Genomic DNA, 26,119 nt, shown 5'->3' with positions numbered 1-26,119 from the left:
CCCTTTCGTCAGGCGAGCAGGAGGCAGGCGTCCCACGAGGTTGCGGTGGTGGCGACGGCGGCAAGGTCTGCGCCGGTGGTGCCGACGAGCAGCCCCTCGGGTTCGTCGGTGTCCGGGGCGGCGTGCCGATGGAGGTCCTCGATGGGGGCGAGGAGGGTCGGGGTGTGCGCGTCGGCGGCGATGCGCCGGGCGGTGGCTAGAAGCCCGGCGGTGCCGTGACACAGGCTGCGGTCAATGAATCGGGAAATCTGTGCGGGGTCGGTGATGCAGCCAGCGAAGGCGGCTTCGGCGAGGCGTTGCCGTTCGGTGTCACGCAGGGCTTTCGCGGCGAGCTGCTGGGCGCGGGCGATGCCGGGGGTGCCGTAGCACCAGGACGGCCGTAACGGGGTCTGCTGATCCGGGGCACCCCGGCGTAGGTCGGTGAGGGTGACGGTCTGCGGCCACCAAGTCGTACCGTCGGTGTCCTGCTGCCAGGTGTCCAGCCATCGGCAGATTCGCCCGATTGCCTCGGCGTGTCCGTCGACGGTGATGCCGTCGCGCAGGGTGAGGGCGAGCAATGCCAGCGGGCCGGTGATGCCGTGGGCCATCCCGAGGTTCGCGTGGCCGCCAGCCGGCGGCGGCTGCTCGCGCTCGGGGCCGTTCCAGCACCACCAGCCAGGGACGGCGCCTCGCGGTTCGGTGAGCCGGACGAGGTAGTCCAGGACTCGACGGAGCAGGTCGTGATTGCCGAGCCTGCGCAGCGCGACGCCGAGGCCGGTCAGCCCGCGGATCAGGTCGTACTCGGCGAAGTGTGGCTGCTCGTCGCGGTCGATGCGGCGGTGCGCGGTGTCGAGCCGGTGGCGGGTCACCGTGGCGGTGCCCTTCGCGGTGATCGCTCGGGCCGGAGCGAGCCCCGGCTGGTCGGTGGCGGCGAGGACGAACGCGAGCGCGGGGGCGCCGTAGAAGAGGCTGGCACCGGCGGCGATGCTGACGCCGTCGGCGGTGGCCTGGCGCAGTGCCTCGCACGCTGCGGGCCAGTTCCCGGTCTCGAGGTGCAGCAGGGCGACCCCGGCCGCGCCGTCGGCGAGGGACTGTCCCGCGCTCACGACGCCTGCCGGGCGTGCGCGGTGCGGGCGACGGTGCGGGCCAGCCGCAGACAGTGCCGTTCGGAAGCGGCGTCGACGCCGATCATCCGGGCGTGGTGCAGGTGCAGCAGGTCGCCGAGGATCTGGTCGGGGTCGAGCCCGTCCTCCTCGGCCAAGGTCCGGTAGGCGGCCAACGTTGCGGCCAGTTGCTCGTCGCGGAACGGCCTCCGGGCGAGGTCTAGCTGCGCGGGGTGCAGGCGGGGACCGGTGAGCTGGGGAACATGGGCGGCAAGCCAACCCAAGCCGTCGCCGGTGAACCCGTCGGCAATGGCGATCATGCCGGCGGCGGTGGTGGCCTGCCGGTCGCCGGCCAGCCGGCGCAGCGCGGCGCGGGAGTCGGCGGCGAACACCGCTTCGGCAGCGGCTAGGGTCGCCCCGGCGCCGTGGCGAGTTTCTGGCCGGTAGGGGTGCAGGCTGTAGTCGTGCACGAGGGCGCGGTCGTGGAGGTCCCCTACCCAGGCGGCGAGGTCGCGGGCGGTGTCGGCGAACCGGTCAACGTCCGGAAGCGGGATGCGCAGCCGCAGGTGGGGTTCGGGTTCGGGGTCGGGGTAGCGCACGAACCACCAGCCGGCCGGTAGGTGGTCGGCGGGGCGGCCAGCGAGGTCGGTCAGGATGGCGTCGAGCCGGCCGTATAGGCGTGCCTCCAGCCACCGCGACCGGCCGGGCCGGTGCTGGATGGTGCAGACGGGTCGGGTCGGTCGAGCTGGCCGGGTGGCCGGCGTCGGGTGGGTGAGGGTGAGCAGCAGCTCGGCGGGTCGGTTGTCGATCCAGCCCGCCGGGCCGGGCGCCTCGGTGATTACGGTGTGGGCGTGCCGATCGAGGTGCTCGCGCAGGACCGCCAGGTGCGCGTGGTTGTCCAGGTCCAGGCGCAGCCGTACGTCGTCGCCGCCGAGGAGGACGTGCTGCGGAAGATGCCGCTGGTGGTGGTGCCGCTGCCAGGTGTCGCGCCACTGCGACCAGCCGGCGGTTCGGTCGGGCAGGGCGGCGCGCTCGATGATCCAGCGGGCCGGGTGCACGATGGTGCGTCCGCGCCGGAGGCGGGGTAGGAACGGCAGACCGGCCGCGTGGCCCCACTCAAACCGGCTGCACGGCGCACTCCACGCGGTCCAGATCTCGGCGAGGAACCGCATCAGCGGTTGCTGCAGGGAGGGCAGCAGGACGCTGTTGCACAACAGCGGCTCGACGGGCTGGCCGCTGCTCTGCGACACCAGCCACAACCGCTCGCCGGCGCCGGTCACTGCCAGGTCCTCCACCGTCCACGGTGGGGCGGGGTGAAAGTCGCCGAGCGGAAGTACCGGCAGCAGCTCGGGCGCGCGGGCCACCGCCGTGAGGCGGGCGTCCAGCGGAGGGCCGGACAGTTGCACGGTGGCCGCACCCGGTTGGGCGGTCGGCAACTCCTGGTAGACCCGCTGGAACGAGGCGAACTCGGCCGGGGTCAGAAGGTGCAGGAACCGAGCGGCGGAGACCCCGGCGTGCCGTGACCCGCTGAGCACCGTCAGGGTGAACGCACCCCGGTCCAGATCCCCCAGCGTGTCGGCGGCGAGGATGAACCGTAGTTCGGTGTGCGGGACCGGCGGCCGGTCGTCATCGGCGCGCAGCCGGCCGATCAGCGCGTCGTCGAGGACCACCTCGGCGCACCCATCCAGCGCGGACTGCTGCGCGAGCTGCCCGAGCAGCCGATCCCGGCCGGTGAACCCCGCCGGGGCGCGGCGGGTCGATCCCCGGTAGCCGGCAGGGAACCCCAGCACGTTCAGCACGTCGCGGACCGGCACGGCCGCTCCCGGACCCCACCGCTCGATGAACGCGCGGTGGTACTCACCCCATCCAGGCAGCGGCGGCGCCACTGCCACCAGGGTCGCCGCTGCTCGACCCGCTTCGCGCAGCACCGCCGGGGGAAGCGTCACCGCGACGTCGGCGCGCAGGTCGACCGCGATCCGATGACCGGGTTGCGATAGGGCGCAGTGGGCCGCCACGTGCGCGGCCGGGTCGGTGACCGTCATTGCCGGCCGCAGCGCCGACAGCAGCACTCCGACCTGCACCAGGCCGGCCAGCAGTCGCTCGGCGGCGGCCACGTCGGCGGGACCGGCGATCTTCGCGGCGAGTTCGGCGAACCCGACCGGCGACCGTGCCGCCTGGATCGCCGCCTCGACGGGGCCGGTCAGGCGTATCTCAACGTCCCACCGCCGGTCGCCCTCGGCGCGGGCACACGGCAGCACCCACCTGCCGTCGCGCTGAAATCCTAGGGAGTTCGTTACCACGGCGACGGTGCGCAGGGTGGCGAGGTCTTGTTCGGCCCGCGCGGTGTGCTCGGCGATGAACTCACCGTCCGGGCGGGCGACCGCGTGGTGAGCCTCGCCCAGCCGGACCGCTGCGTGAGCACCGAACTGGATCGGAGCGACCCCGGCGAAGGTGCCGAACGGGGTCGCGCGGGTGGTCCACCGCAGCAGGTACTTGACCGCTGCTCCTACGAGCCGGCGTAGCCGCTGCTCCGCGATCCGCTCGCCGGCTACCGCCCGAGCGATCTGCCCGGCCAGCTCGGGCGCTGCCGAGGTGACGGCCGCCGCGAAACGCGGCAATTCCCACGCCGTAGCCAGCCACCTGCGCCACTGTTCGGGTTCGTTGGATGCCAAGTTGGGCCAGCCGGGCAGGTGGAGATCGCTCGGGTACGCGGCGACTCTGATCAGCGCCGCACCAGGCGCGGGAACCATATGCACCACCGAGGGGGTCGGCAGGCCCGGCGCCGTGCGACGCCGGGCCTGGCGGTGAAGGGCGGTCGGTCAGTTGCCGGCGTCGCAGCGGGTCGTGCAGGCGTTGGAGCCCGTGTTGCCCGAGCCGCAGTTGTCGTCGGTACCGGTGGCGTAGCCGTTCGCGGCAGGGCCGGCGTCGACCAGGCTGACGTCCAGGGTGAACTCGGGGACGACCGTTTCGTTCATGTGCTTGCCTTCCTACGAGGGGTTGAAGGTGAGGACGACGCGGCTGTGCCGCTTGTCCAGCACCGTCCCGGCCGGCAGATCGCCGTCGGGAGTTCCAGCGGGCAGGACGTGCAGCACCGGCGAGGGGCTGCCTGCGTCCAGCCAGGCACGCATGTGCTCGACCATCTGCTCGGCCGCCGCGCCTGCGTCGCGGCCGTGCGCGCGGGCGCCCACGTCGAACAGGTCGTCGGTCCAGCGCAGCGCCGAGCGGTAGCAAAAGCTGCCGCCGTGCAGGGCGGCGGGCGTGCCGTAGCGCCACGCCGGGGTGACGAGGCCGGCGTCGATGGCCTCCTGCTGGGCGGTGAGCACCACGAACTGCTGCCCCGCATCCGTGATACGGGCCGCGAGCCACAGGTCGAGATCGGCCAGGACGGTGCGCGGCGGCAGGCTCGCCCCGGCCCACTCCTGCGCCGGTGGCTGTGACAGCAGCTCACCGACGGCCTCCGGGTCGACCTGCTTGTGGAGTTCGTCCAGCCGCAGGTGGACGCCGGCCGCGATGTCGACGTAGCGCATCTCGTGCGCGCCGGAGCCCTGCATGGACACGAAGCCGCACAGGCGTTGGCTGTGGCTGGTCAGCCGGTCACCGGCCCGACGCAGCGCCCACGAGCGGGTCATCCCGAACGTGCGCAGCGGCACGACCAGAGTGCCGGTCTCGGTGAGCTGCCCGGTCCACGCCGGGGGGATGTCCCACGCCCCGACCGTCACGATGATCAGGTCGTAGGAGCGGCCGTGGCCGATCTGCTGCTCCGCGTCGGCACACACCACCGTCACGTCGTCGTAGCCGGCCGCCGCCAGGCACGCCGTGGCCCGGTCGGTCACGTCGCTGTCGATGTCCACCGTCGTGACCGAGCCCGCCGGACCGACCAGCTCGCGCAGCAGCGCCGCGTTGTAGCCGCCGGAGCCGATCTCCAACACGTGCCGGACGAGCAGTCCGCCGTCGATGGCGTCGGCCGCCTGACCGAGCATCTCCGCGATCAGCCACGGCGCCGACACCGAGCTGACGGCCTCGTCGCCGCGCCGCTTGGTGACCACGGCCTGGTCGGCGCGGTACGCCTCCTCCAGCGGCGCATCAGGGGTGAACAGGTGGCGGGGAACGGCGCGCAGCGCCGCCTCCACCTCGGGCCGCATCGTCAGTCCCTTGTCCGCGTGATCAGCGACGAGCTGATCGACCATGGCGGCATGTAGGCCCTCGGCGCTCACCGTGTCGACACTCACTGGTTGCACTCTCCTTTTCATCTGGACCGCCCGGTTGGATGGCCCGGCCTTCTCGCTGTTCAGATCCAACACCGCGGCTAGCGACTCGACTCGCCACGTCACGGTTGGATCATTTCGGCTGACCCATGTACTGAGCTGGGGTCAGAACAACGTCTCCGGTGCCTGCGCCGGTGCGAGGTCCGGTAGGGCGGCCACCGCGCACAGGCCGGCAAGTGCGACACCGGCAGGCCACCGTCGGGTGACGAGGCCGCCGAGGAGGATGGCCGCCCCGGTGGCGTCCCACAGGGCTCGGTGTGGCTGGCCGTCGGGCACCGCCCGGGTCACTGTGGCGGTCATTCCGAGGTGGTCGAGCAGCGTGGTGAGGCTTTTCCCACCAGCGTCGATGCGGCAGGCGCGGGCGAGGCGCAGGGTGTCGATGAGCCCGGCCGGCGCGATGGAAGGGCACCGTCGGTGCAGCAGGCGCCAGTCGACGGCGATGTTGTGCCCGACGAGCCACCGACCGGTGATGCGGTCGGCCAGCTCGGGCTCGATCGCGGTCAACGGCCGAGCGCGGCTGAGTACGTCGTTAGTCAGTCCGGGCGCGATCCATGGCCGGGCGGGGACGGGGCGGCCCGGGTTGACCAGGGTGGCGTACGCCTCGGCGAGGGCCGGCTGCCCGGCGGCGAGCGGGACGAGCGCGATCTCCAGGATGGCCTCGTGGTCGCGGTCCTGGGCGCCGCTGCCTTCCAGGTCCAGGGCGACGAGGTCGGCCTGGTGCCAGGCGTCGGTGCCGGTCATGGGTCTGTCCTGCCGGGTGTCGGGGTCAGTCATCTTCATACCGCGCCTCCTGCTCGAACTGCCGGCGCACCGCCGTGAACGCCTCGACCTGCGCGGCGTCGGTACCGTGTCCGGTGAGGGACCGGCCGTGGGCGTGCAGGTGGTGGGGCTGGTCGAGTTCCCAGATCTGGTACCGCAGGCCGTGCTGGATGGCGTAGCGGCGCTGCTCGCCGAGGCCATGGGTCCACACATGCCCGTCCTCGATGACGTACTGCGTCTGGTAGCCGAGCTGGCCGAGGATGTGGTCCATGCTGGCCGGCGTCGGCTGGATGTGGTCGTCGGCGCAGCGCTTTCGCTGGGCGGCCGGACAGATGTCGCACAGCTCCCGCACACCCCAGTGGCCGTTGTAGTCGGCCACCTCGTGCGCGTAGGCGACCCCGCAGCTCGTCTTGCGAAACAGCGGCGTACTGATCCCGGAGGCGCGCCAGGCGGCGACCACGGCGGCGTCGAGGTCGGCGGGCATGGTCTTGCGCCGGTGGTAATCCTCCCCGAACGGCACCTCGACGCCCAGGCCGCACAGGTAGTCGGCGTTCTCTGACTTGTGGTAATAGCCGGTGAAAACGATCGCATCGGCGTCTCGGCCGACGTCGAGCACTCGGGCCATCGTCTCCGAGGCGTCGTTCCAGCCGGGCACGATCGGCCGCCAGTACAGCACCACCCCGGTACGGCGCTTGTGCGCGGCGGCGGTGCGGATCGACGTCACCGTGATCTCGCTCTTGGCGATCGGCTCCACGCGCGGGTCGCTGATCCCGGAGTAGGTGAACAGCAGCGTGACCCGCAGGTGCTGCAGGCGTTCCAACGCGGCCATGTCCGCCTCGGTGACCTTGAACCGGGTGATCAGCAGGACGTGGTTGGTGAAGCCGCTCGCGTCCAAGGCGCGAAGCACCTGGAACAGGTGCGGTTTGACGCCGGGCAGGAACGGGTCGGTGGCCTTGTTGAACAGTTGCATCGGGGTCACGTCGGGGCGGAACGCCTCGTGTCCAACGAGCCGGTCGATCGCCTCGTCAGTGGGCATAAGCAGGTGCGGGACCTTGACCTCGAAGTTGCCCCAGAAGTGGCGCACGCAGTAGCCGCACTCCAGCGGGCAGCCGATGATGTGGTTGAGGCTCAGCCCGGACTTGCGGTAGCCCACAACCTGCGCCATGTACGGGTCCAGGTCGGCCTGCTGGTCGGCGGACATGATCGGCAGCAGCCGAGGGCCGGAGCTGAAGGTGGGTGCGGGGGTGCTGGTCACCGGGTACCTCCGGAAGGGGTCGCAGGGGCGCGGAGCAGGTGCGCGGCGTCGGGGCCGTACCAGATGTCGAAGTCACGCGGGACGACCTCGACGGTGTCTGAGCTGTGGATCAGGTTGTCCACGAGGCGACCGTCCGCCATCGCGGCGCGCAGACTGTCGATGCCGAACCAGCCCCGGATGGTGTCGGCCGGCGCGGTGGCCGGGTCGGTGGGGCCGAGGCGTTCGCGCAGCAGGGGTGCGGCGTTGGGACCGTAGGCCAGCGCAAGGCCCGTGGGTTGGCCGACGAAGATGCGCCGCAACTCGGCGGGCACGTCACGGCCGATCTGCGCGGACAGCGGAAGCATGTCGGAGTAGTGGACGAAGATCTGCTCCTCGGTGGGCCACACCGTGCGAACGTCGACCACCTGGACCTCGCGTTGGACCCAGACCAGGACCGGTTCGCGCAGGCCCCGGGCCAGGCAGTCGGGCTTGAGCAGGATGACGGTCCAGTCCGACCAGTCCACCCCGGGCGGCGTGGTCACGACGGCCACCCGGCCCGGATGGTGGCGGGCACCCGGTCCGGCCACCGCACGGCGACCAGCCACCGGTGGCCGGGATGCAACGCGGCCATGGCGTCCGGGCCGACGGTGCCGTCGGGGTCGTGGACGATCTGCCGGTACACCTCGAACAGGGCGAGTACCTGCTGCCAGTACAGCGGCAGCGGGACGCGGTCCAGGCGCACCGGGTCGAGGCGCCGCGTGTTGGTGCGCAGGCCCTCCTCCCACGCCATGACCAGGGCCAAGTCGTCGTGGCTGGTGGCCGGCATCGGCGGAACCGGGAACCTCGGCCGGGCGGTCGGCCCGGCGGCCTCGGCGAGGATCGCATCGACGCGGTCCAGGTCGAGCAGGTTGACGTGCATAGAACCGACGTGGTGGGCGTAGGTGCCGACCTCGACGCCGAGGCGGCGGGCCGCGTACTCCTGGAGGAAGGTGAACGAGAACGTGTCGCACAGCAGCCCGATCACCGCGTCGTTGCCGCGCATGTAGGCGGCAGCGTGCAGCCGCCCGTCGCGGAGCAGGAACTGCAGGCCGAGGGTGCACGCCACGTCCGGGTGCGTCGGGTCGGTCAGCTCGTCCGGCCGCATGATGACCATGGCGGCCCGCTTGGTGTCCGGGTCCTCGCGCAGCAGGGACACGACCCGGTCGAACTGGCTGCGCCCATCCTCGCCGGTCGGGGTGAACAGCCTCGGCCCGTAGGCAGTGCCGGTGAGCCGGCCCTCGACGGCGAGGTCGCGCAGCCGGGGCGCGTAGTAGCCGATCATGTCGACGTCGTCGCGGCCGGTCAGGTACCACAGCGCCTCCGCGTGGTTGAACACGATGTTCGTGCGGCGGGCGGCCAGGTAGGGGCTGCGGTCGACCGGGTCGGTGATCGTGAAACTACTGTTAATGATCTCCCGGGCCTTCTTGCCGCGCCCGTCCGTCTCGTACTGGTAGCGCCGGGCGACGGTGCGCAGCACCGCGAGGTACGCCTGCTGGAAGCTATCGTAGGTGGGACCGTAGACCATGGCTACCTCCGGGGGGTCAGGCTGGTCAGGGCGGTGAAGACGTCGGCGAGGACGGCGACCTGCCGGGACAGCCGCATCGGCTCGAGAAAGCTCAAACACGCCGCGATCAGGTCCGCGTGCTCGGCGGTGCCGGCCATGCGTTGCAGGTGCTCGACCCGCTGCACCACGTCCGCCCCGTCGGCGACGCGCAGCACCGGCGGCACGAACGCCTCCCCGCCGACGAACTCGGCGGGAAGCAGGGGAAGGCAGCCGGCGAGCAGCGCCTCGAACAGCCGGGACGTCATATGCCCGACCGCGTTGTAGCGCTCGGGCAGCAGCAGCACCGTCGCGAGGGCCTGCCGGTGGATAGCCTCGACCTCGGCGAAGGGGCAGCGGCCAGTGAAGTAGACGTGCGGCCACCGCTCGGTGCGCGGCCACTTGCCGGCCACCCGGTGCCCGACCTGCCGCGCGGCCGGGGCGAAGTAGCGGTCGAAGGCATCGTCGCGGTCGTACTGGTTGCCGACGTACACCAGCGACACCGTCCGGGCCAGCCCGCCGAGGGCGGCCGGGTCGGCGGCGTCCAGCGCCGCGTCCGGCACCGGGCACAGCAGCGTAGTGGCCCCCGGGGTCGGGTGCAGGGCGAACTCGCACACTGTCACGTTGGGCAGCGCCCGGAGGGCGTCGTCGGCGGGGAGCTGCCGGTCGAGGTCCCAGATCACCGTCGGAGTGCCGCACGCGCGGGTGTAGTGCTCCAGCAGCTCGGCTTGCCGGTGCAGGTCGCAGGCGTGTCCCGGGGTGCCGCACGGGGTGGTGTTGCGGCCAGGCAGCGGCCACCGCCACTCCAACATCAACACGTCGAGGTCGGGCAGCCCGCCGAACGTGTACTGGCATCGCAGATCCAGGCCCGCCTCGGCTAGGTCCCGGTTGCGCTGGACGAGCACCACCTCGTGACCGGCGGCGGTAAGTCCGTCGATCAGCGGGCGGCGGTATGCCCGCGACCCGTCCGGCGTGTCCACCACCCCGGGACCGAGGAACCCCCAGCAGCTATACCCGACCCTCATTCCGCCTCCCCGGTCGGGCGCGGGCGCCGCCACATCGGGTACAGCTCCGGTCCCTTCGATAGCCGGTATCCCGGGCGGGGTAGGTAGCCGTGGCGGCGGTACAGGACGCCGTGGCGGCTACTGGTGGCCTCCAGGTAGGCGGGCATTCCCATAGCGTCGAGCTGGTTGCGGTGGTGCTCCAGCAGGGCGCTGCCGAGCCCGTGGCGTTGCCGGTCCGGGTGCACGCCGAGGTGGGCGAGGTAGTGGTGCGGTATGCCGGTGGGGTGGTGTTCGTTCATGGCCTGGTCGAGGGCGACGAACCGGTGCAGGTGTTGGCCACACGCCTGCGCGAGGCGGGTGTCGTAGTTCGGGATCCCGACGTCGAACCGGTCGCCGACCGGGTACCAGAGTGCGACGGCGGCGAGGTCGTCGGTGATGTCGATCCAGCCGGCGGCTTGCGCGCCCTCGGCGAGGAGCCGGAAGTACGGCCAGTACACCTTCTCGCGGGTGTCGACGTTGGGGACCAGCCAGGGGCCGAGGTCGCCGTGCAGGAACGCCTCGGTGAGCACGGCGGCGACGGTGTCGGTCTCGGCCGGAGTGGCGCGGCGAATGGTCGGAGAGAACGCGGCCACGGTCGTCACCACCCGCTAGCGATCGGCGTGGGGTTCGGCTGGCCGAGCGGGGTGGCCGGCTCGGTGGTGACGCTGTTCGCGCCCCTGCCGATGCCGGCATACACGTCCGGTTTGGCGACCCTCAGCACCAGCGCCCACAGCACGCCGAGCACGGCCGCGACCGCGAACGCTCCGGGGAAGATCCACCGCAGCGGGTTGGTGGCCTCGACACCGAGCAGCGTGTGGAACTGGTCGATGGTGGCCCACAGGATCCACAGCAGCGCGGCAGCCGCGAGGGCGGGGGCGATCAGCCATCGCCACCCGCTGATGCCGTCGCGGTTCGCCGGGCGGGCGAAGTACGCGATGACCGCGACCGAGGTACCGGCCATCAGGATCAGCACGCCGAGACCACCGACGACGGTGAGCCAAAAGAACAGGTGAACGATCGGATCCCAGCCCATCGCCGCATAGACGGCGAGGACGATCGCGGCCAGTCCTGACTGCACGAGCGAGCCGACCTTCGGGGCGCGGGTCCGGGTGCTGGTCCGTCCAAGGACCGGGGGCAGGACTCGCTCGCGGCCGAGGGCGAACAGGTACCTGGCCACGGTGTTGTGAAAGGCCAGCAGCGCGGCGAACAGGCTCGTGACGAACAGCAGGTGCCCGAGATCCACGACGAACGAGCCCACGTACGGGGCGACCAGGTTGAAGATCAGCTCGGTGCCGTCGGCCTTCGCTGCCTCCACGATGCGGTCCGGTCCGGTCGCGACCGACATCGCCCAGGCGCAGGCGGCGTAGAGCAGGCCGATGATCGCCAGGGCGCGATAGGTGGCCTTGGCGACGGTGCGCTGCGGGTCCTTGGACTCCTCGGAGAAGACCGCGGTGCCCTCGAAGCCGACGAACCCGGCCACGGCCGTCACCAGCGCCGCGCCGATCCCGGCGCCGATCAGGTTGCTCGGCGCGAGGGTGTCGAAGGTGACCCTGCCGTCGGCCGGGTGGGCGAGTTGCACCATGGCGAACACCACCGCGACGGCGATCTCGACCAGCAGGATTACCGCGAGGACCCGGCCGTTGAGGTCGATGCGGCGCACCCCGAGGACCGCCACGACCGCCCAGCCGGCGAACGCGCACACCGCCCACGGCACCGACCAGCCGAGCCAGTCCTCCAGTCGGGCGGCGAGCACCGCACCGAACCCGCCGTAGAGGCCGATTTGCATGGTGTTGTAGGCCGCGACCGCGACGAACGAGGCCCCGACGCCGGACACCTTGCCCAGCCCGCGCGAGACGTAGGTGTAGAAGGCGCCGGAGTTCACGACGCGGCGGGACATGGCGACGTAGCCGACGGAGAACAGGCCGAGGGCCACCGCAACGGCGAGGTAGGCGATCGGGATACCGGTCACGCCGGTCACGGCGTAACCCGTGGTCGCGCCGCCGGCCACCACGGTCAACGGAGCGGCGGCGGCCATCACGATGAACACCACCGGCCACACGCCGAGACGGGAGCGGGCCAGAGCCAGCGAAACGTTGCTGGCGGGCGTCCGGGGGCCGGGTACGGACATGGTGAAGGCTCCTCGTATGGGATCGGGTTAGTGACCGGTGAGGACGGCGTCGCCGACGGCGGCCTCGGTGTGGTGCAGCAGCAGGCGCATGGACGGCGGCGTGGTGTCGATGAGCTGACGAAGGCTCGTGACGACGGGGCCGCCCACACCGTCGAGGACGTGTCGGTGCAGATCGGTGGCGAGCACCAACCCAGCGAGGACGGCGTCAAAGGCACCCAACGGCTGCGCGTTGCGCAGCCGGGTGCACAGCCGCGCCCACGGCCACGCCGCCACGTTGGCGTCGGTGGGTACGAAGGTCGTGGTCTTGGTCAGCAGTCGGCGGCTGGTCTCGGCGCGGACGTGTCCCGAGCGCAGCAGCCGCGACGCCACCTGCTCGTAGGAGGTCTGCGACAGGAATGCCAGCCAGGTCCGCACGGTGTGCGCGGTCGTCTCTCCGGCGAGCTGATCTAGCACGGTGTGCGCGAGCGCGTCGCTCGGCGGCCTACGGCCGACAATGACCACCTGATTGCGCTCGATCACGATCGTGTCGGTGAAGGCCAACTCGGCCAGCAGCGCCGCGGCCAACCCAAGTCCCACCACCGAGGCGTGCAGCAACGGACGGCCCGTCGTGTCGTGGTGCGCCAGCCGAAACAGGTCATCAGCCAGGAGCGGCCATCGAGTACGAGACGGGGCCGTTGACCGCGCGGGCGGGTTTGGGTGCGCGGGTGGCTGGGGCGGCGGCGTTACCGGGCGTCCGTGCGGTTCAGCGGCGGCGTGCCGGGCCACAGTCGGGGCAGTGGCCCGGGAGGGTTGCGGCGCTGGCGCCCGGCCCGCCGCCGGCCCGGGGGCGGCAGCAGCGGCGGGCCGGGGATCCGGGTACGGCACGCCGGCATCACCGCGCGGAACGTGGGGCGGCTGGGCAGGAACGGGCGTCGCCTGCGCCACCAACGGATACGGTGCCTGCATCGGTCCCCTCCTGCCTGGCCTTTCGTGCCGTCGCTAATCGGGTCGCCTTCATCGATGAGGACGCAGCCCCGGGGGCTGCCACAGCCATCGATGTATGGCGTGTCGTGAGTCCACGATCACGGACCGCCCGCCAGGCCGGAATCCCGTTCTATGGGGAGACTTAGGGGGAGATTTGCGGGGTGACCCGGCGTTGACCTGCGGTTCTACGGGTTCACCCTGATCTACTAGTGATCAACAATGGCGGATGCGGGGTTACGCTCTTGGCGCGCTGACAGTCCACGGAGACGGTCGGTGAGCTGATTGGCCGTTACCGCTGGAGGACGTGATGATGGTCAGCCCGTATGTACGGCGGCGTCGGCTCGCCATGGAGATCCTGCGACTGCGCGACGAGTACGGGTACTCCGCTGACCGGCTTGCCAGTGCGGTCGGAGTGAAGCGGCAGACCATCAGCCGGATCGAGAACGGCCACGTCCGGCCCGACCCCGACCTGATCATGCGGATCCTCGCGGTGTTCAACGTCGGCGAGAAGCGTTGGGCGCAGATTATGACGATCGCGCGCGAGGCCCAGGAGCGTGGCTGGTGGGAGCGTTACGCCGACCAGATGGGGCCTCGGCAGGCGCTCTCGGCGAGCCTTGAGTCGGGCGCGCACCGGATTTCCGAGTATCAGATGACCTTGCTGCCGGGGTTACTACAGACCCCGGCGTTCAGCCAATCCCGGGTCCACGCCGACCCGTCCGCGCACAGCGAGGGGTTCGACTCTGCCCGCGCCTTGGAGGCGCGCATCACGCGGCAACGGCTCCTGGAGCGAGGTGGTCCCGTCTACGAGGTAGTCATTGACGAGTTGGCCATCCGTAGGTTCGCCGCGCCCGCGCACGTCGTCGGAGGGCAACTCCGGCATCTTGCTGACCTCGCCCGTACCCAGGAGCGGGTTACCATCCGGGTGCTGCCGATCGCCGCACCGATCGCGGGCCATGCCGTACCCCGCTCGGCCTTCTCGATCTACCGCTACCCGGTGGCCGCCTCGGTCACCGCGAACATCCTGCACGCCCGGCCGCACCCGGTCTCGCAGGCCATCGCCGCATGGGTGGCCGGAACCCCGAACAGCGAGTTCGCCATCGGGTGCGCCAGCACCAGCCGCAGCCGCGACAGCAACGGCGCGGTCAGCCCGGCGCGCTGACCCGCCGGGAGACCGTCGAAGCCCTCCCAGAACTCGCCCAGAGTGTTGCCTTCCCACGCCTTCAAGGCGTTGGTCACGGCCTTGACCCGCGCTGAGCGCCACGCCGTGTCCGACAACAGTCGCGGCAATTGCGCGAGGGTGGACCCTTCGAGGTGGGCCAGGGTGAGCAGGGCGTGGTAGCAGAGGTCGGCGGAGCGGTGGCCCCACCAGCGCGCCCACACCTTGCTCATGACGGAGGTGAGGTTGGCGGCCACGTCGTGCGGGGTGCCGCCGTGCACGGCCGGGTCCAGCAGGTTTATCGCCGGTGGTGCGTGCCGCTCGTCCGGGTCGATTAGCACCAGCCGGTCACCGGCCGCTTTTGGCATCCGGTCGAGCAGGTCGCGGATCAGGTCGCCCTTGGCCGGGTCGAACGCCGCGACGCCCCGTCCCGCCTCGATGTCGGCGAGGATCATGTTCATTAGCAGGGTGGTCTTGCCGGTGCCGGTAGGGCCGAGCACGTTCAGGTGGTAGCGGCAGTCGTTGAGGGAGATGCCAATCCTCGTGGCGTGGCCGGCGTTGGCAGCACCGATCACCTTGCCGCCCAGGCCGTGCCGCTGGTCAAGCGGCACCAGGTTAAGCCGGCGGCCCTGCGAGGCGGACGCGGTGCCGTGGTGGTGAGTGGTGGTCACGGGATGCTCCAAACGGTCGGCTTGTCGCCGGGGTCGTCGGCGGGTTTCGGCGGTGCGGGGTGGCGGGTGGCGGGGCCGGTCCGGAAGACGTCGCGGCCCCCGGGGCGGCGGCGTGAGGCGGCGGCGGGCAGGCCGTAGGCGGCCGGTTCGGCGGGCAGCCCGGCCAGCGCGGCGGCCTCGCCGACGGCGGCCAGACTCATTCGGGTCTCGGGCACCCACCGCTGCGCCGCCGCGGTGGTGCCGCCTCGCAGCCGGCGGCGGGTGAAGTGCGCTGACAGGAGTCCGAACCCGCTGGTGATGTCGGCGGCTGCGGACAGGGCGGCGGCCTTGGTCGGACCGGCCCCGGTGGCGTAGACGGCGACGAGTAGGTGCGGGGCGGCGCTGAGCTTGCCGCGCGCCTGCCGCGCCAGCTCGGCAAGGTACGGGTCATGCGTGGTCCGCCGCGAGCTGCCGCTGCCCGACGGGCCGGGGGTGACCGCCTTGAGTACGCCGAGGATCAGCGCCCGCAGCCCGTCGGCCAGCAGCCCCACCGCCCGCGACGCACCCCGGGTCTTGCGGGCACGTTCGGGGTGGGTGCTCGCGCGGCGCAGTGCCCGCATCCGGTGCGCCGGTGCCCGGCTGATGTGGACCTGGAGCAAGCCACCGCCGGTACGCCCGGCCGAGGCGAGCCCGTCGAACACCGCCCGCAGCCGGTCGTCCTCCGGACGGGAGCCTTCGAACCGGGTGGTGATCGGGCTGGGCGGGTCGTCCACGAGGGGCAGCCAGTCCGGCTGCGTCGGCAGGAGCGCGAGGGTAGTGGCGGTGCCGCCCGCCACGGCCGGCGGCGGGGCCTGCCCGACGCGTACCCCGGGCCAGCCGCGCTGCAGCAGCCGCAGGACGGCGGTCGGGTTCACCCCGGGCGGCAGCCACAGTCCGGCGCGCATCCCGTTCGGGTCGGCCTGGACCTCCCACACGATCCGGGCCGGGCGCAGCGACCACCGGCCCGGAGCGGGCAACGCGGTGGCAAGGAGCCGCCACAGCCCGGCGGTGGCGGCCGGGGTGGCGGTGACCGGCGGAACGATCTGCAACCACCGCGCCTGCGCAGCGTGAGAGCGCCACACCCGGCGGCGCCACACCCGCCACGCCACGACGAGGACGACCAGGACGGCGAGGGCGGCGAGCAGCAGCGGCCACCGGGTACGGACGAACTCGGCCACCGCTGTCGGGGCCTTCGGCCCCCAGGTGCCGCACAGCAGTTCCCCGAGCAGCCCGTCGGGCATCTCGTCCCGACCGGGCACACACCCGTGCGGGGACGGGGACGATGGCGGGGACGGCGCGGCCAGCAGCGGGGACGAGGGGTGTGACAACCTGCCGAAAAAGGACATGAGGAGTGCTCCTGACGAAAGGTGGTCGAGGGGAACTGCGGGGTCTACCGGCGCCCGGCAACAGACTCTGGACCGGTCACGACCAGGTCGTGCTCCACGTCGGAGGCGAGGGAGTGGAACGCCACCCGTGAAGATCCATTTGCGAGGAGGGCGTCGCCGCGTGCGCTGGACAGCAGGAGCGCGCGCTCGCCGTCGGTGAGCCCGAACGCCTCGGTGACGGCGTCGATGGCCTGCGGTGCCTGTCGCAGCAGCACCTGCGTGGCCGCGTTGGAGACCACCGCCCGGCCGACCTCGGTGGCCAGGACGTCGGCGGCGTCCTGCGTGATCACCGAAAGGCCGGCGCCGTACTTGCGCGCGGACTTGGACAGTCGGAACAGGAACTGGGCGCCGAGGCCCTGGCGCAGCATTAGCCACGCCTCGTCTATCAGCACCAGCCGCCGAGTTGGCGTCCCCCGGCGGTTGGCGGTGCTGACCGTCTTCCAGATCGCGTCGAGGATGAGCAGCGTCCCGACGGGCTTCAGCTCCTCGGGTAGGTCCTTGATCGCGTAGACGACGAGGTGCCCGTCCGCTGCCGTGGTGGTCGACCCGTCGAACAGGCCCTTGAACGAACCGGCCACGTACGGGTGCAGCCGCGCGGCCAAGGTCCGGCCCGCGTCCCCGGCGTCGGTGAGCGCCTCGGCGACGTCGGCCAACAGCGGCGCCGGCCGCCGCCACGTACGCGGATCGGTGGTGATGCCTTTGCCCCGGTACGCGGCGAGGACGGCCACGTCGAGGGAGGCGGCCTCCTGCGGCGACACCCCACCGGCGCCGGTGGTGCCGTCCCCGGTGGTCAGGACGGCAACGAAGGTCTGCATGAACAGCGCCCGCCGCACGAGCGCGTCGTCACCGTCGGCCAGGGACAGGTCGAGCGGGTTGATCCGCACCCCGGGCGTGCCGGGACGGATGATTGTCCCGCCGACCGCTTCCGCGAGGCGGACGTACTCGTCTTCGGGGTCGATGACGAACGCCTCGACCCCCAGGTAGAGGTTGCGCAGCAGGTCCAGCTTGGCGAAGTAGGACTTGCCCTCACCCGAGCGGGCCAGGACGACGGAGTTGTAGTTCGACTGCGCCCACCGGTCCCAGACCACCACTCCCGGGGAGTGCAGGTTCAGGCCGTAGAGAACACCCATGCCGTTGTCCCCGGCCGTGGTGGGCAGGTCCGGGCTGGTGAACGGGAAGCTCGCGGCGAGGGCGTCGGTGTCGAACACCCGCTTCATCCCCAGCGCGTCGAAGGCCAGGGGCAGGCCGGTGATCCAGCCCTGCAACTGCCGCCAGGTAGCCGGGGCGACATCGAGCAACAGCGACGACGCCAAGGCCCGGACCTCGGTCACCCGGTCGGCCAACTCGGCCTCGGTGTCGGCGTGCACCGTCAGGTACAGACCGAGGCGGAACAGCCGCGCCTCGCCCCGGGCGACGCGGGAGGCCAGCTCGGCGGCATCCGCCGCTGCGGCGTCCAGCTCCGGGTCATCCAGGCGCCCCTTGGCGGCGTCCTGGCGACGGGACGCCTCGAACCGGCCGCGCTGCTTGCGCAGCCGCTGCGAGGCGACCACGGGCGGGACGGGTTCGATGTGCAGCGACACGTCCACCCGTCCCGGGTAGGCCAGCAGCGGCTCCAGCCAGCCGGGGCCGACCTCGGCCGGGTAGCCGGTGACCGCGAGGGCGGCGGTGTAGCCGTCGCCGACCCGGATCGACCGGCCGGCGACCTCGACGGCGTCCGGGCTGCCGGGGACGACCGTCCCCGCCTCGGGGACGGCGTTCTTGCGCTGGCGCGACAGCAGGTTCACAGCTCCTCATCTCCATGGGTGTCGGGGACGGGCCGTCCCGGCGCCGGGGACGACGGGGACGGCGCGGCGGGGTTGAGAGCGCCAGCGAGGGTGGCGGCGGCGTCGACCGGGTCGAGGACCCGTGCGGCGACCTCGCAGCCGGACAGCGCCCGCACGGTCTCGGCGGCCTGATGGCTCGTGTGGCCGGGGCTGCGCTTGCTGCGCACGGAGACGGTGACGTGCCGGTGCAGCAGCTCGCGGCGGCTGGCCAGGTCGTCGAGGAACTCGGCGTGCGAGCGGGCCGCCTGCTCCAGTGCGGCGTCCGGCAGGCCCGGCGCCTGCGCGATGATCCGGTCGGCCACGTGGGTCAGGTCGACCCGCTGCGCCCGGACAAGGATCTGCGCCGGCCCATCGAGACTGTGCAGCCAGCGGGCGAACCCGGCCACGAGGCCGTTCTGCTCGCCCGGAGTGCGCAGCCCGAATGCCACCGTCGAGGCGGCGACCAGGCCGGTGGTGCCGTCGGGGCCGAGGTCGACCAGGCCGTCGGCGGTGATGCCCTTGGCCGGAAGCCGCAGCGGTGCGGGCAGGGGGAGCCGGTCACCCGGCCCCCGCGTGGTGGACACCCAGGCCGGGGCCGGCGTGATCGGGCCCTCGGACGGCACCAGCCGGCCCGGGGCGCGGCAGTGGCGCAGCGCGGCGCGCAGCCACACATCGAGGCTGATCCCGTCTCGGCGGCCGACGGCCAGGTAGAACGCCGCGCCGAGGATCGGCACGCAGCAGGAGGCGAAGACCAGCGGCGGCACCACCGTCGCGAGGGCGGTCCACGCCGCGTACAGCACCAGGCCGGTGACGGTCAGGATGACCAACTGCCGCCCGGTCATGTTGACCGCGATGCGATCGGCCCGCTCGACGTCGGCGGGAACCCGTGTCCTATAAGGCTCGTCCGTCCAGGTACTCTTCGGACTCATTGACGATCACCCACCCTTTTCATCCTCTGAATGGTCGGTGCCTTACGGTGTTGATCACGATGCGTAAACGCACCGGGTTGTGGTTCATGTGCGAGGTCGACGGGAGGCGGCGGGTCACGGTGCGTCAGGAGTGGACGGATCGTGGTGTGCCGGCGTCGTCGGATCGGCTTGCTGTTGAGGGGCTGGTTGCCGCGCGGGCGTTGGTCGACGCCATCGACGTGGCGCGGACAGGCAGTACTCATGAGGTGGCTCCTGAGCGGGACTGGGATGGCTCGGACGAGCCGGAGACGAGGGTGGTTGAGCGGGCCGGACCTGCGTCAAGCGGTGATGGCGGTGGCGAACATGCTCGAGGCGCTGCTGAACGCGGGTGCGGCTGGTGAAGCCGTCGCCGAAGGTCATGTCGTCGCATCTGAGCCGGCAGGCGATCGTGTATGTGCGTCAGTCGACCCTCGCCCAGGTGCGGGAGAACACCGAGTCGACGACTCGGCAGTACGGGTTGACGGCGATCGCCGCGGAGCTCGGCTGGCTGGCCGAGCAGATCGTCGTGATCGACGCCGATCTGGGGATGTCCGGGCGGTTCGGCTCCGAACGCGATGGCTTCCGCGACATCGTGGCGCGGATTTGCATGGGCGAGGTCGGCGCGGTGTTCGGGTTGGAGGTGTCCCGGTTCGGCCGTTCGAACGCCGACCTGACCCGGTTGATGGAGCTGGCCCGTCTCACCGACACCCTGCTGATCGACGCCGACGGCGTCTACGACCTGGGTAACGTCAACGACCGGTTGCTGCTCGGCCTCAAGGGTCAGATGAGTGAGATTGAACTGCACTTTCTGATGGGCCGGCTGCACGGCGCGAAGCTGGCGGCAGCGCAGCGCGGTGAGCTGCGGCACCCGCTGCCGGTCGGCCTCGTGTACGACGCTGACGGAGACGTCGTCAAGGACCCCGACGAGCAGATCCAGGGCGCGGTCACGGACCTGTTCGCTGAGTTCCACCGCGGCGGTTCCGCGCTCGCGGTGATGCGCGCCTTCGACGCCGCGGGCCGGCTGTTCCCGCAACGCACTTGGGGCGGAGCATGGGCAGGCAACCTCAAGTGGGGCAAGCTGACCCACGCCCGGGTGCTGCAGGCGTTGAAGAACCCGGCCTACGCCGGCGCCTACACTTTCGGCCGTTCCACCGAGAGACGCCGGGTGCAACCCGACGGGACAGTGCGCAGCTCGCGCCGTAAACGCGCCCGCGAGGACTGGACGGTCACCATCCAAGACCACCATGAGGGCTACATCAGCTGGCAGGAATACCTTGACATCGAGGTGAAACTCGCCGCGAACAACACCCAACGCGGTGCCCGCCCGGCCCGGGAAGGGACCGCGCTGTGTCAGGGCATCATCAGTTGCGGTGTCTGCGGCGGCCGGGTCGGCACCCGCTACGACCGCGGCGACGCCCGCGCGACCTACACCTGCCAGGTCAAAGACTCGATCCGCACCCCGCAGTGCCGGACCGTGGTCGCGACCACCGTCGACGCGGCCGTCAGCGCCCTGTTCCTCGACACCATCACCGAACAACACATCTCGATCGCGCTGGCCGCCAGCGACGAAGTCACCGACCGCCGCGTGCGCACCCACCGGGCCGCCGAGCTGGCCGTGCAACGCGCCCGCTACGAAGCCGACCGCGCCGAACGAGCGTTCACCAACGTCGAGCCAGAAAATCGCCTGGTAGCCCGAAGCCTGGAGAGCCGATGGGAAGCCAAGCTGGCCCAACTCGCTGACGCCGAAGCGGCGCTGGCCACCGCACACGCCACCAGCGCCCCCGCGCCCCAGCGCAACGCGCTGCAAGCCTTGGCTGCTGACCTGCCACGGTTGTGGGACAGCCCCACCACCAGCCACCGCGACCGCAAACGGCTGCTGCGCAGCCTGATCGCCGACATCACCCTGCTGCCCGCCACCGACGACGACAGCGTCCGCATCGGTGTCCGCTGGCACACCGGCGCCACCGACGAACTCACCGCGCTGCGGCACGGGCCCGGCCGCACTCCGGCCGGCGCTCTCGAGCTGGTCCGCCGCTACGGCGCCACGCACACCAGCGAACAACTCGCCGAACGGCTCAACGCCGCCGGCCTGCTCACCGGCAAAGGCAAACCCTTCACCGCCGCAGGCGTCGCCCGTGTCCGCGACGCCTACAAGATCTGGGCACCCCGAACCGTGGCCATCCAAGATGGCGAGGTCAGCGTCAAACACGCCGCCGCCCAACTCGGCATTCCCGCCGACGCCATCTACAACTGGCTCATCAAAGGTCAAGTACCAGCCCGCCGGGCACCCGGCGGACGCTGGTGCATCCCCTGGGACCCCGCAACACAGCAGATCTACCGGCAGAAAGTCGCTCGATCGTTCCGGCTCACGCCCAAGAACCCATCCCGAAGCTGACCTGAGCAGCCCGAGCGTTGCAACGTCGGGCAGGAACCGAAGGAACGCCATGAAAGGACCACCACCATGGGCGATGATCAGCTCGGTCACAACGAACTGCTGACCACGCGATTGGCCCTGCGGCGACCCACCCGGGCGGCCATCGACACGATCTACCGCATCCACCACGACCCGGCGGCATGCGCCCACAACCCGGCCGACATGCTCGCCACCCGCGCCGACGCCGAAGACCGCTACCACCGGTGGGACCAGCACGGCTTCGGCTACTGGGTCATCCACCCTCGTGAGGCCGACGCCCAGCACGGCATCTTCGGCTTCTGCGGACTCAAGCTCATGCACCTGCAGGACCAGCAGGTCCTCAACCTCTTCTACCGCCTGGACCCGGCCGCCTGGGGAAACGGCATCGCTACCGAAGCCGCGACCGCAGTCGTCACCTGGGCAACCACCAACCTGCCAGACCGTCGGATCATCGCTCGCGTCCGCCCGGACAACATCGCTTCCGCCACAGTCGCCGGCCGAACAGGACTGCGCCGCGCCGAACATCTCGACACCGCCGGAGAGGACGGCCTCGACTGGATCTTCACCAAGAACTGGACACCGACCCGGACGCAGTCGCCCGGCTCGCCCATCAGGGCGCGAGACTGACCGCAGCAGCGATCCAAACCCATCCCACAAGCACACCCAGAGAAGGCAGTATGAAGCGCCCGTCGGTACTCGGGCGCGCAGCGGCGCCTCATCGTCACGGCGGGGCATCAGTTACCTGCCTTTCGGGGACGGCGCGGCGGGGACTGCGGGGACGGTCGCGGCGCAGGCGGGGACGGCGGCGGCTGGGCCGCCGGTGCCGGCCGCGCGGCCGGGGACGAACCGGCCGCCGGTGCCGGACGCGGGGACGGCCGAGCCGCTGACGACGGTGCCGATGCCGGCGGCGTGGTGGCCGCCGGTCGGCCGCCTGCGCTGGCCGGGCGAGGTGCGGCGGTCGGCCGCCGGGCCGCCGTCAGCCGCCCTGCCGAGGTGCCCTTCGGCGCGGAGGAGAACACGGGCGTGACGGGAGCCGGCGGCCGGCGCGGCGCGCTGTGTGCCGCTGGCGGGTTGGAGAACGTCGCCGCAGGTGCCGGCCCCGCCGGGGTCGGGCTCGCCGGCGAGGGCGCCGTGCCGCTGAACGCCGCCGGTGCCGGGCGTCCACCCGGTCGAGGCGTGGCCGGCTGTGGAGCGTTGGGCTGCGAAAACGACGCGGACGGGGCCGGGCCGGTCGGGGCCGCAGTCGGGGTACCCGGCTGCGCCGGGTGGCTGAACGACGGTGCCCCAGCGGTGCCAGCGGGCGCCGATAGTGGCCTCTGGTGGGTCGGGGCGTTACTGAACGCCACCGGTCCGGCCGGGGACGGCCGGGACGGCGCCGGTCGCGGGGCACCCCGGCCGCCCCGGGTTCCGGGGACGGCCCGAGCGGTCCTCCCCGTGGCCGCGCTGCGGGTGTCCTGCCGGGCAGCGTTAGTGGTGCTGGCGGCGCGGCTGCCTCCGCCGAGGGCTCCGGCGGCGGCGCCGAGGGTCTTCACCATCACGTACGCCTGGACGAGCTGGGAGATCAGGCCGCGGCCCCCGCCGAGCGGGCCGAGGATGAACTGCTTGCTCCAGCCGGGCATCTTCACCAGCGCCCACAGCATCGTCAGGCAGACCAGAATCCCGATCAGGCCGCTTCCAGAGGCTGGGATGCCGAGCACGGTCGGCCCGGCCGGGGTGAGGAAGATCTTCACCGTGCCGAGGACGATCACCGCCTGACCGATCTGCAGCCCCAGGCAGACACCGAAGGCGCGCCACCACGCGAAGGCGATGCCTTCGGTGTAGGGGGTGGCGTGACAGACAAGGGCGAGCGGGGCGATGCCGAGGAGCAGGACGAGCATCGCCACCCGCAGCACGAAGGTCAGCTCGACCAACAGGATCATCACGATCACGGCAATGACCAGCAGCGACATCAGGAAGTTGGTGCCCTGCAGGACGTTGGTGATGATCTGCCGGAACGCCTCGGTGGTGGTCTTGGTGTCCACGCCTTGGCCGGTGATGGCGACGGTGAGGGCGTTGGTGAACTCGATCGCCATGCCGCACACGATGAGGCTGGTGTTCGCCGCGACCGCACCGACGACCAGGCGCGGCAGGAGTTGCTTGAGGCCGTGGCTGGTCTGCAACGTCTGGTGCGAGGCGACGATGAACCCGGCCATGACGATGAACAGCACGAAGACGGCGTTGACCGTGATCAGGCTGGTCTGCCACATCGCCCGGACCTTGTCGTTGCCGGTCAGGTCCGGGGTGGACAGCCAGGACAGGGCGAAGGCTTCCAACACCGGGTTGACGGCCTTGGCGGCGGCGTCGGCGATGAACTCGGTGATCGCCTTGCGGATCTGGCCCGGGATGTCGAACATGCCGGGGTCGTCGTCGGCGTCCCCGGCCTCGCCGCCGGGCGGGGCCGGCGCCGGGGACGGCACGACCAGTGGCGGGGACGGGTTCGCCCCCGGGGGACGATCGCCCAGGTCCGGCACCCCCGGGGTCGGGGACGACCCCGGCGCGGCCGGCGGCGGGCCGGGGGCCGGAGACGGGTCGGCCCACGCCGGCCCCGCCAGCACGGCGGCCAGACCGACGCCGAGAACGGCGAGCACGAGCAGACGGACACGGCGGTGGGACAGCCGGGGACGGCGGGGACGGCGATTCGGGACGAGGGGACGAAGGTTCGGGCCGGCGGGACGGAACATCACGCCACCCACTTGCCGACGATGGTGACGAACAGCGGGGCGAGCAGCGCCAGGCCGTAGCCGATGGCGGCGGACTTCAGCGTCAGCTTGGCCTTCTCGACCTCGCCGGGGTCGCCGTTGGCGGCGACGTAGCGCAGCCCACCGACGGTGAGGAACAGGGTGGCGGCGGCGACGAGAATGCCTACCAGCCAGTTGCGGATGTTGTTGACCACGGCCTGGATGGACTCGGCCGCGAGGGCGCCGTCCGGGGTGCCGGCGATACCGACGAGGGCGGCGACGGTGACCGCGACAGCCAGGGCGAGAACGCGGACGGTGCGGGTCAGCCGCCGGCCGCGCCGGTCGGCGACCGGGCGGGGCGGACTCGGCGTGGGGCGGTGCAGAGGGCGGTGGTTCATGGGACGTGGGCACCTTCCAGATCAGCCCAGCCCCACACCCACAAGGTGTGTGGGGCTGGGCGAACGGGCGAGGGGACAGGTGGTGACCTGCGACCGGCCGTGTTGGCCGTCCTCCTTCGAAGGGTTCGGCGGGGCCGTTGCGGGGTGTCAGCGCCGTCAGCGGGGCCGATCGAGGAAGGTCACCTTAGTGCGGGAAGGTCCCGCACTAAGAGATACAGATTTCGGCCCTCGTTTGGACATCGGACCGTGAACCCGCAGGTCAGCCGTCGTGCGGCCGGTCGGCCGCGAGGGTCGTCGTGGCCTCGGCGATCGCCTGTGCGTCCTCGTCGGACAGCACGCCTGCGCGGATCGCCGCGACGAGGCGCTCCTCGGCCCGCGAGCGCTCCTTGGCCACCGCCCAGTAGCCGCGCCCGGCGCGCTGCGCGTAGTCGGCCACCGACACGCCCTCCAGCCGGGTAGCCCCGATCAGCTCCGCTTCGGCAGCCGTGATGACCCCGGCTGCCACCGCGCGGGCCAGCACGAAATCCGGGTGCCCACCGGCCGCCACCGGCAGTTCCACCGGCGCGTTCGTGCGGATCGGCTCGGCGGCGCGCAGCGCTGCACGGGCAGCGGTGAACGTGGCGCTGAGCAGGCGCTGCACCACCTTGGCCCCACCGAGCTTCACGCTGCGCAGCGCGGCGACGAAGGCGGTCAGCAGCTCGGCCTGCACGTCGCCGGAGAAGCCGCGCAGCCGGTAGGCGGCCTGGCGCAGCCCCGGCAGGGCCACCCCGACCGCGCCGACCACCCAGGCCGGGCCGTCGGTGCGGGCGCGGCCGATGAGCTGCCGCCACACCCGGTCACTGGTGGCGTGGTCGCAGGACGGGTGCATCAGGATCGAGGCCAGTTCCGACAGCGCAATCCGCCGACGCGGCAGGCCCCCGCCGAGGGCAGCGCCGTCCACCGACAGCGGCTCCGGACCGGTCGTGAGCAGGCGAAGCGAGTTCGCGGCGACGTCGAAGGGCTGCGCGCCGAGCACCAGACGCGGCGCGTCGAGACCGGCGGCGGGCAGCACGGAACGAACGAACTGAGACATGGAAGATCCCCGAGATGTGGGTGTGGGATGCCGGTGCCTCGGTGGGCCATCCGGCGGGACTGCACCCATCCCGCCACTCGGGCGTAACAGATCATGAACACTGTGGATCTTGTTCAAGGAACACATCACGTGTTCAACCCCTGTGCTAGCGCGTCGGCCGCCGCCCCCATCCAGCACGGGCCGAGGCGCGCCGCCGGGGCCGATGAGCTGCGTGTTCAACCCCCGTCACACCGACTCGCGGCGCCCGCCGTCACAGGCGGCAGATATGCCTTGAACATCAATATCCGACCGGGCGTCGATCGCCCCTTGACGGCGCCGGGCGCGACTGCTCGGCGAGGCGTGTCACACCGCCCGGAGGCCGTTGATGATTTTGTTCAACCTTCGGTCGATCTCGTTGTGGGCGTCGACGATCTTGCTCAACCTCGCCGGTGATCTTGTTACAGAGCTTCGTGATCTTGTTATAGGTGGCCGCGATCACCGAACGCCT

Annotated in this window: 22 protein-coding genes; 4 read left to right on the top strand and 18 right to left on the bottom strand. The window is 71.6% G+C overall.

Features of this window, described 5'->3' with window-relative positions; all coding sequences use genetic code 11:
• Window positions 1-8: 8 nt before the first annotated feature.
• From AC1UKG_RS23795 to AC1UKG_RS23740, 12 genes are all read right to left on the bottom strand, one after another.
• The gene (locus AC1UKG_RS23795; RefSeq protein ID WP_482642386.1) at window positions 9-1,085 is read right to left on the bottom strand and encodes a lanthionine synthetase C family protein; all 1,077 of its coding nucleotides are present in this window, start codon (window positions 1,083-1,085) and stop codon (window positions 9-11) included.
• The gene (locus AC1UKG_RS23790) at window positions 1,082-3,832 is read right to left on the bottom strand and encodes a lantibiotic dehydratase (RefSeq protein WP_482643232.1); all 2,751 of its coding nucleotides are present in this window, start codon (window positions 3,830-3,832) and stop codon (window positions 1,082-1,084) included. The genes AC1UKG_RS23795 and AC1UKG_RS23790 overlap by 4 nt, the downstream gene beginning before the upstream one ends.
• A gap of 69 nt (window positions 3,833-3,901) precedes the next feature.
• Window positions 3,902-4,057: an FxLD family lanthipeptide gene (locus AC1UKG_RS23785; RefSeq protein ID WP_018820508.1), complete on the bottom strand. Its 156-nt coding sequence runs from the start codon at window positions 4,055-4,057 to the stop codon at window positions 3,902-3,904.
• A 12-nt stretch (window positions 4,058-4,069) separates the two neighbouring features.
• Window positions 4,070-5,311 (bottom strand): methyltransferase, FxLD system, encoded by a 1,242-nt coding sequence (gene fxlM / locus AC1UKG_RS23780; protein WP_018820507.1) that lies wholly within the window; start codon window positions 5,309-5,311, stop codon window positions 4,070-4,072.
• Window positions 5,312-5,452: 141 nt separating this feature from the next.
• Window positions 5,453-6,127, bottom strand: a complete 675-nt coding sequence (locus tag AC1UKG_RS23775; RefSeq protein ID WP_026272902.1) for a 3'-5' exonuclease — start codon at window positions 6,125-6,127, stop codon at window positions 5,453-5,455.
• Complete coding sequence (locus AC1UKG_RS23770; protein WP_482642388.1) at window positions 6,114-7,361, bottom strand: hypothetical protein; 1,248 nt, start codon at window positions 7,359-7,361, stop codon at window positions 6,114-6,116. Before AC1UKG_RS23770 ends, AC1UKG_RS23775 begins: the two co-directional genes overlap by 14 nt.
• Window positions 7,358-7,927, bottom strand: a complete 570-nt coding sequence (locus AC1UKG_RS23765) for a nucleoside-diphosphate kinase (protein ID WP_482642389.1) — start codon at window positions 7,925-7,927, stop codon at window positions 7,358-7,360. Before AC1UKG_RS23765 ends, AC1UKG_RS23770 begins: the two co-directional genes overlap by 4 nt.
• Window positions 7,879-8,904: a thymidylate synthase gene (locus AC1UKG_RS23760; protein WP_482642390.1), complete on the bottom strand. Its 1,026-nt coding sequence runs from the start codon at window positions 8,902-8,904 to the stop codon at window positions 7,879-7,881. The genes AC1UKG_RS23765 and AC1UKG_RS23760 overlap by 49 nt, the downstream gene beginning before the upstream one ends.
• A 2-nt stretch (window positions 8,905-8,906) precedes the next feature.
• Window positions 8,907-9,944: a CgeB family protein gene (locus AC1UKG_RS23755; RefSeq protein WP_482642391.1), complete on the bottom strand. Its 1,038-nt coding sequence runs from the start codon at window positions 9,942-9,944 to the stop codon at window positions 8,907-8,909.
• On the bottom strand, window positions 9,941-10,567 hold the full coding sequence (locus AC1UKG_RS23750; protein ID WP_482642392.1) for a GNAT family N-acetyltransferase: 627 nt from the start codon (window positions 10,565-10,567) through the stop codon (window positions 9,941-9,943). Before AC1UKG_RS23750 ends, AC1UKG_RS23755 begins: the two co-directional genes overlap by 4 nt.
• Window positions 10,561-12,090: an APC family permease gene (locus tag AC1UKG_RS23745; protein ID WP_482642393.1), complete on the bottom strand. Its 1,530-nt coding sequence runs from the start codon at window positions 12,088-12,090 to the stop codon at window positions 10,561-10,563. Before AC1UKG_RS23745 ends, AC1UKG_RS23750 begins: the two co-directional genes overlap by 7 nt.
• Before the next feature lie 27 nt (window positions 12,091-12,117).
• Window positions 12,118-12,723: a GOLPH3/VPS74 family protein gene (locus tag AC1UKG_RS23740; RefSeq protein WP_482642422.1), complete on the bottom strand. Its 606-nt coding sequence runs from the start codon at window positions 12,721-12,723 to the stop codon at window positions 12,118-12,120.
• Between the two features lie 637 nt (window positions 12,724-13,360).
• Here AC1UKG_RS23740 and AC1UKG_RS23735 point away from each other — a divergent pair.
• The gene (locus AC1UKG_RS23735; RefSeq protein ID WP_482642394.1) at window positions 13,361-14,212 is read left to right on the top strand and encodes a helix-turn-helix domain-containing protein; all 852 of its coding nucleotides are present in this window, start codon (window positions 13,361-13,363) and stop codon (window positions 14,210-14,212) included.
• Window positions 14,213-14,876: 664 nt separating this feature from the next.
• Here the strand turns inward: AC1UKG_RS23735 and AC1UKG_RS23730 are convergent.
• From AC1UKG_RS23730 to AC1UKG_RS23720, 3 genes are read right to left on the bottom strand one after another with little or no spacing between them, the layout of a single operon-like run.
• Window positions 14,877-16,244, bottom strand: coding sequence for a hypothetical protein (locus AC1UKG_RS23730; protein ID WP_482642395.1), 1,368 nt, complete (start codon window positions 16,242-16,244; stop codon window positions 14,877-14,879).
• Window positions 16,245-16,288: 44 nt separating this feature from the next.
• Window positions 16,289-18,067 carry a VirB4 family type IV secretion system protein gene (locus AC1UKG_RS23725; protein ID WP_482642396.1) on the bottom strand — a complete coding sequence of 593 codons (1,779 nt, stop codon included), beginning with the start codon at window positions 18,065-18,067 and terminating at the stop codon, window positions 16,289-16,291.
• Window positions 18,064-19,014: a PrgI family mobile element protein gene (locus AC1UKG_RS23720; RefSeq protein ID WP_482642397.1), complete on the bottom strand. Its 951-nt coding sequence runs from the start codon at window positions 19,012-19,014 to the stop codon at window positions 18,064-18,066. Before AC1UKG_RS23720 ends, AC1UKG_RS23725 begins: the two co-directional genes overlap by 4 nt.
• On the opposite strand from AC1UKG_RS23720, the gene AC1UKG_RS23715 reads away from it, so the two are divergent.
• The 3 genes from AC1UKG_RS23715 to AC1UKG_RS23705 all read left to right on the top strand — a co-directional run bounded on the left by AC1UKG_RS23715 (window position 18,972) and on the right by AC1UKG_RS23705 (window position 22,072).
• Complete coding sequence (locus AC1UKG_RS23715) at window positions 18,972-19,394, top strand: DUF5372 family protein (RefSeq protein ID WP_420329464.1); 423 nt, start codon at window positions 18,972-18,974, stop codon at window positions 19,392-19,394. The two genes, AC1UKG_RS23720 and AC1UKG_RS23715, sit on opposite strands and share 43 nt — an antisense overlap.
• Window positions 19,391-21,427 (top strand): recombinase family protein, encoded by a 2,037-nt coding sequence (locus AC1UKG_RS23710; RefSeq protein ID WP_482642398.1) that lies wholly within the window; start codon window positions 19,391-19,393, stop codon window positions 21,425-21,427. Before AC1UKG_RS23715 ends, AC1UKG_RS23710 begins: the two co-directional genes overlap by 4 nt.
• A 66-nt stretch (window positions 21,428-21,493) precedes the next feature.
• A complete protein-coding gene (locus tag AC1UKG_RS23705; protein WP_050592854.1) occupies window positions 21,494-22,072 on the top strand; it encodes a GNAT family N-acetyltransferase in 579 nt (192 codons plus the stop codon).
• A 107-nt stretch (window positions 22,073-22,179) separates the two neighbouring features.
• Here the strand turns inward: AC1UKG_RS23705 and AC1UKG_RS23700 are convergent, their stop codons facing one another.
• The 3 genes from AC1UKG_RS23700 to AC1UKG_RS23690 form a co-directional block, all read right to left on the bottom strand.
• Window positions 22,180-24,165, bottom strand: a complete 1,986-nt coding sequence (locus AC1UKG_RS23700; protein WP_482642399.1) for a TrbL/VirB6 family protein — start codon at window positions 24,163-24,165, stop codon at window positions 22,180-22,182.
• Entirely contained in the window at window positions 24,165-24,560 is a 396-nt protein-coding gene (locus AC1UKG_RS23695) for a pilin (protein ID WP_482642400.1), read from the bottom strand. Before AC1UKG_RS23695 ends, AC1UKG_RS23700 begins: the two co-directional genes overlap by 1 nt.
• Before the next feature lie 259 nt (window positions 24,561-24,819).
• Window positions 24,820-25,632 (bottom strand): hypothetical protein, encoded by an 813-nt coding sequence (locus tag AC1UKG_RS23690; protein ID WP_482642401.1) that lies wholly within the window; start codon window positions 25,630-25,632, stop codon window positions 24,820-24,822.
• Between the last annotated feature and the right edge of the window lie 487 nt (window positions 25,633-26,119).

This window comes from Salinispora sp. CH2A1_6 (genome assembly GCF_056820975.1).
This window is presented reverse-complemented; position numbering and strand designations above follow the sequence as displayed.

What these genes read in the sequence shown, in the direction of transcription:
- AC1UKG_RS23705 (WP_050592854.1), top strand. Translation starts at nt 21,494, where the DNA reads ATGGGCGATGATCAGCTCGGTCACAACGAACTGCTGACCACGCGATTG.
- AC1UKG_RS23690 (WP_482642401.1), bottom strand. Translation starts at nt 25,632, where the DNA reads ATGTCTCAGTTCGTTCGTTCCGTGCTGCCCGCCGCCGGTCTCGACGCG.
- AC1UKG_RS23755 (WP_482642391.1), bottom strand. Translation starts at nt 9,944, where the DNA reads ATGAGGGTCGGGTATAGCTGCTGGGGGTTCCTCGGTCCCGGGGTGGTG.
- AC1UKG_RS23730 (WP_482642395.1), bottom strand. Translation starts at nt 16,244, where the DNA reads ATGTCCTTTTTCGGCAGGTTGTCACACCCCTCGTCCCCGCTGCTGGCC.
- AC1UKG_RS23790 (WP_482643232.1), bottom strand. Translation starts at nt 3,832, where the DNA reads ATGGTTCCCGCGCCTGGTGCGGCGCTGATCAGAGTCGCCGCGTACCCG.
- AC1UKG_RS23775 (WP_026272902.1), bottom strand. Translation starts at nt 6,127, where the DNA reads ATGAAGATGACTGACCCCGACACCCGGCAGGACAGACCCATGACCGGC.
- AC1UKG_RS23760 (WP_482642390.1), bottom strand. Translation starts at nt 8,904, where the DNA reads ATGGTCTACGGTCCCACCTACGATAGCTTCCAGCAGGCGTACCTCGCG.
- AC1UKG_RS23735 (WP_482642394.1), top strand. Translation starts at nt 13,361, where the DNA reads ATGATGGTCAGCCCGTATGTACGGCGGCGTCGGCTCGCCATGGAGATC.
- AC1UKG_RS23700 (WP_482642399.1), bottom strand. Translation starts at nt 24,165, where the DNA reads ATGTTCCGTCCCGCCGGCCCGAACCTTCGTCCCCTCGTCCCGAATCGC.
- AC1UKG_RS23720 (WP_482642397.1), bottom strand. Translation starts at nt 19,014, where the DNA reads ATGAGTCCGAAGAGTACCTGGACGGACGAGCCTTATAGGACACGGGTT.
- AC1UKG_RS23785 (WP_018820508.1), bottom strand. Translation starts at nt 4,057, where the DNA reads ATGAACGAAACGGTCGTCCCCGAGTTCACCCTGGACGTCAGCCTGGTC.
- AC1UKG_RS23745 (WP_482642393.1), bottom strand. Translation starts at nt 12,090, where the DNA reads ATGTCCGTACCCGGCCCCCGGACGCCCGCCAGCAACGTTTCGCTGGCT.
- AC1UKG_RS23695 (WP_482642400.1), bottom strand. Translation starts at nt 24,560, where the DNA reads ATGAACCACCGCCCTCTGCACCGCCCCACGCCGAGTCCGCCCCGCCCG.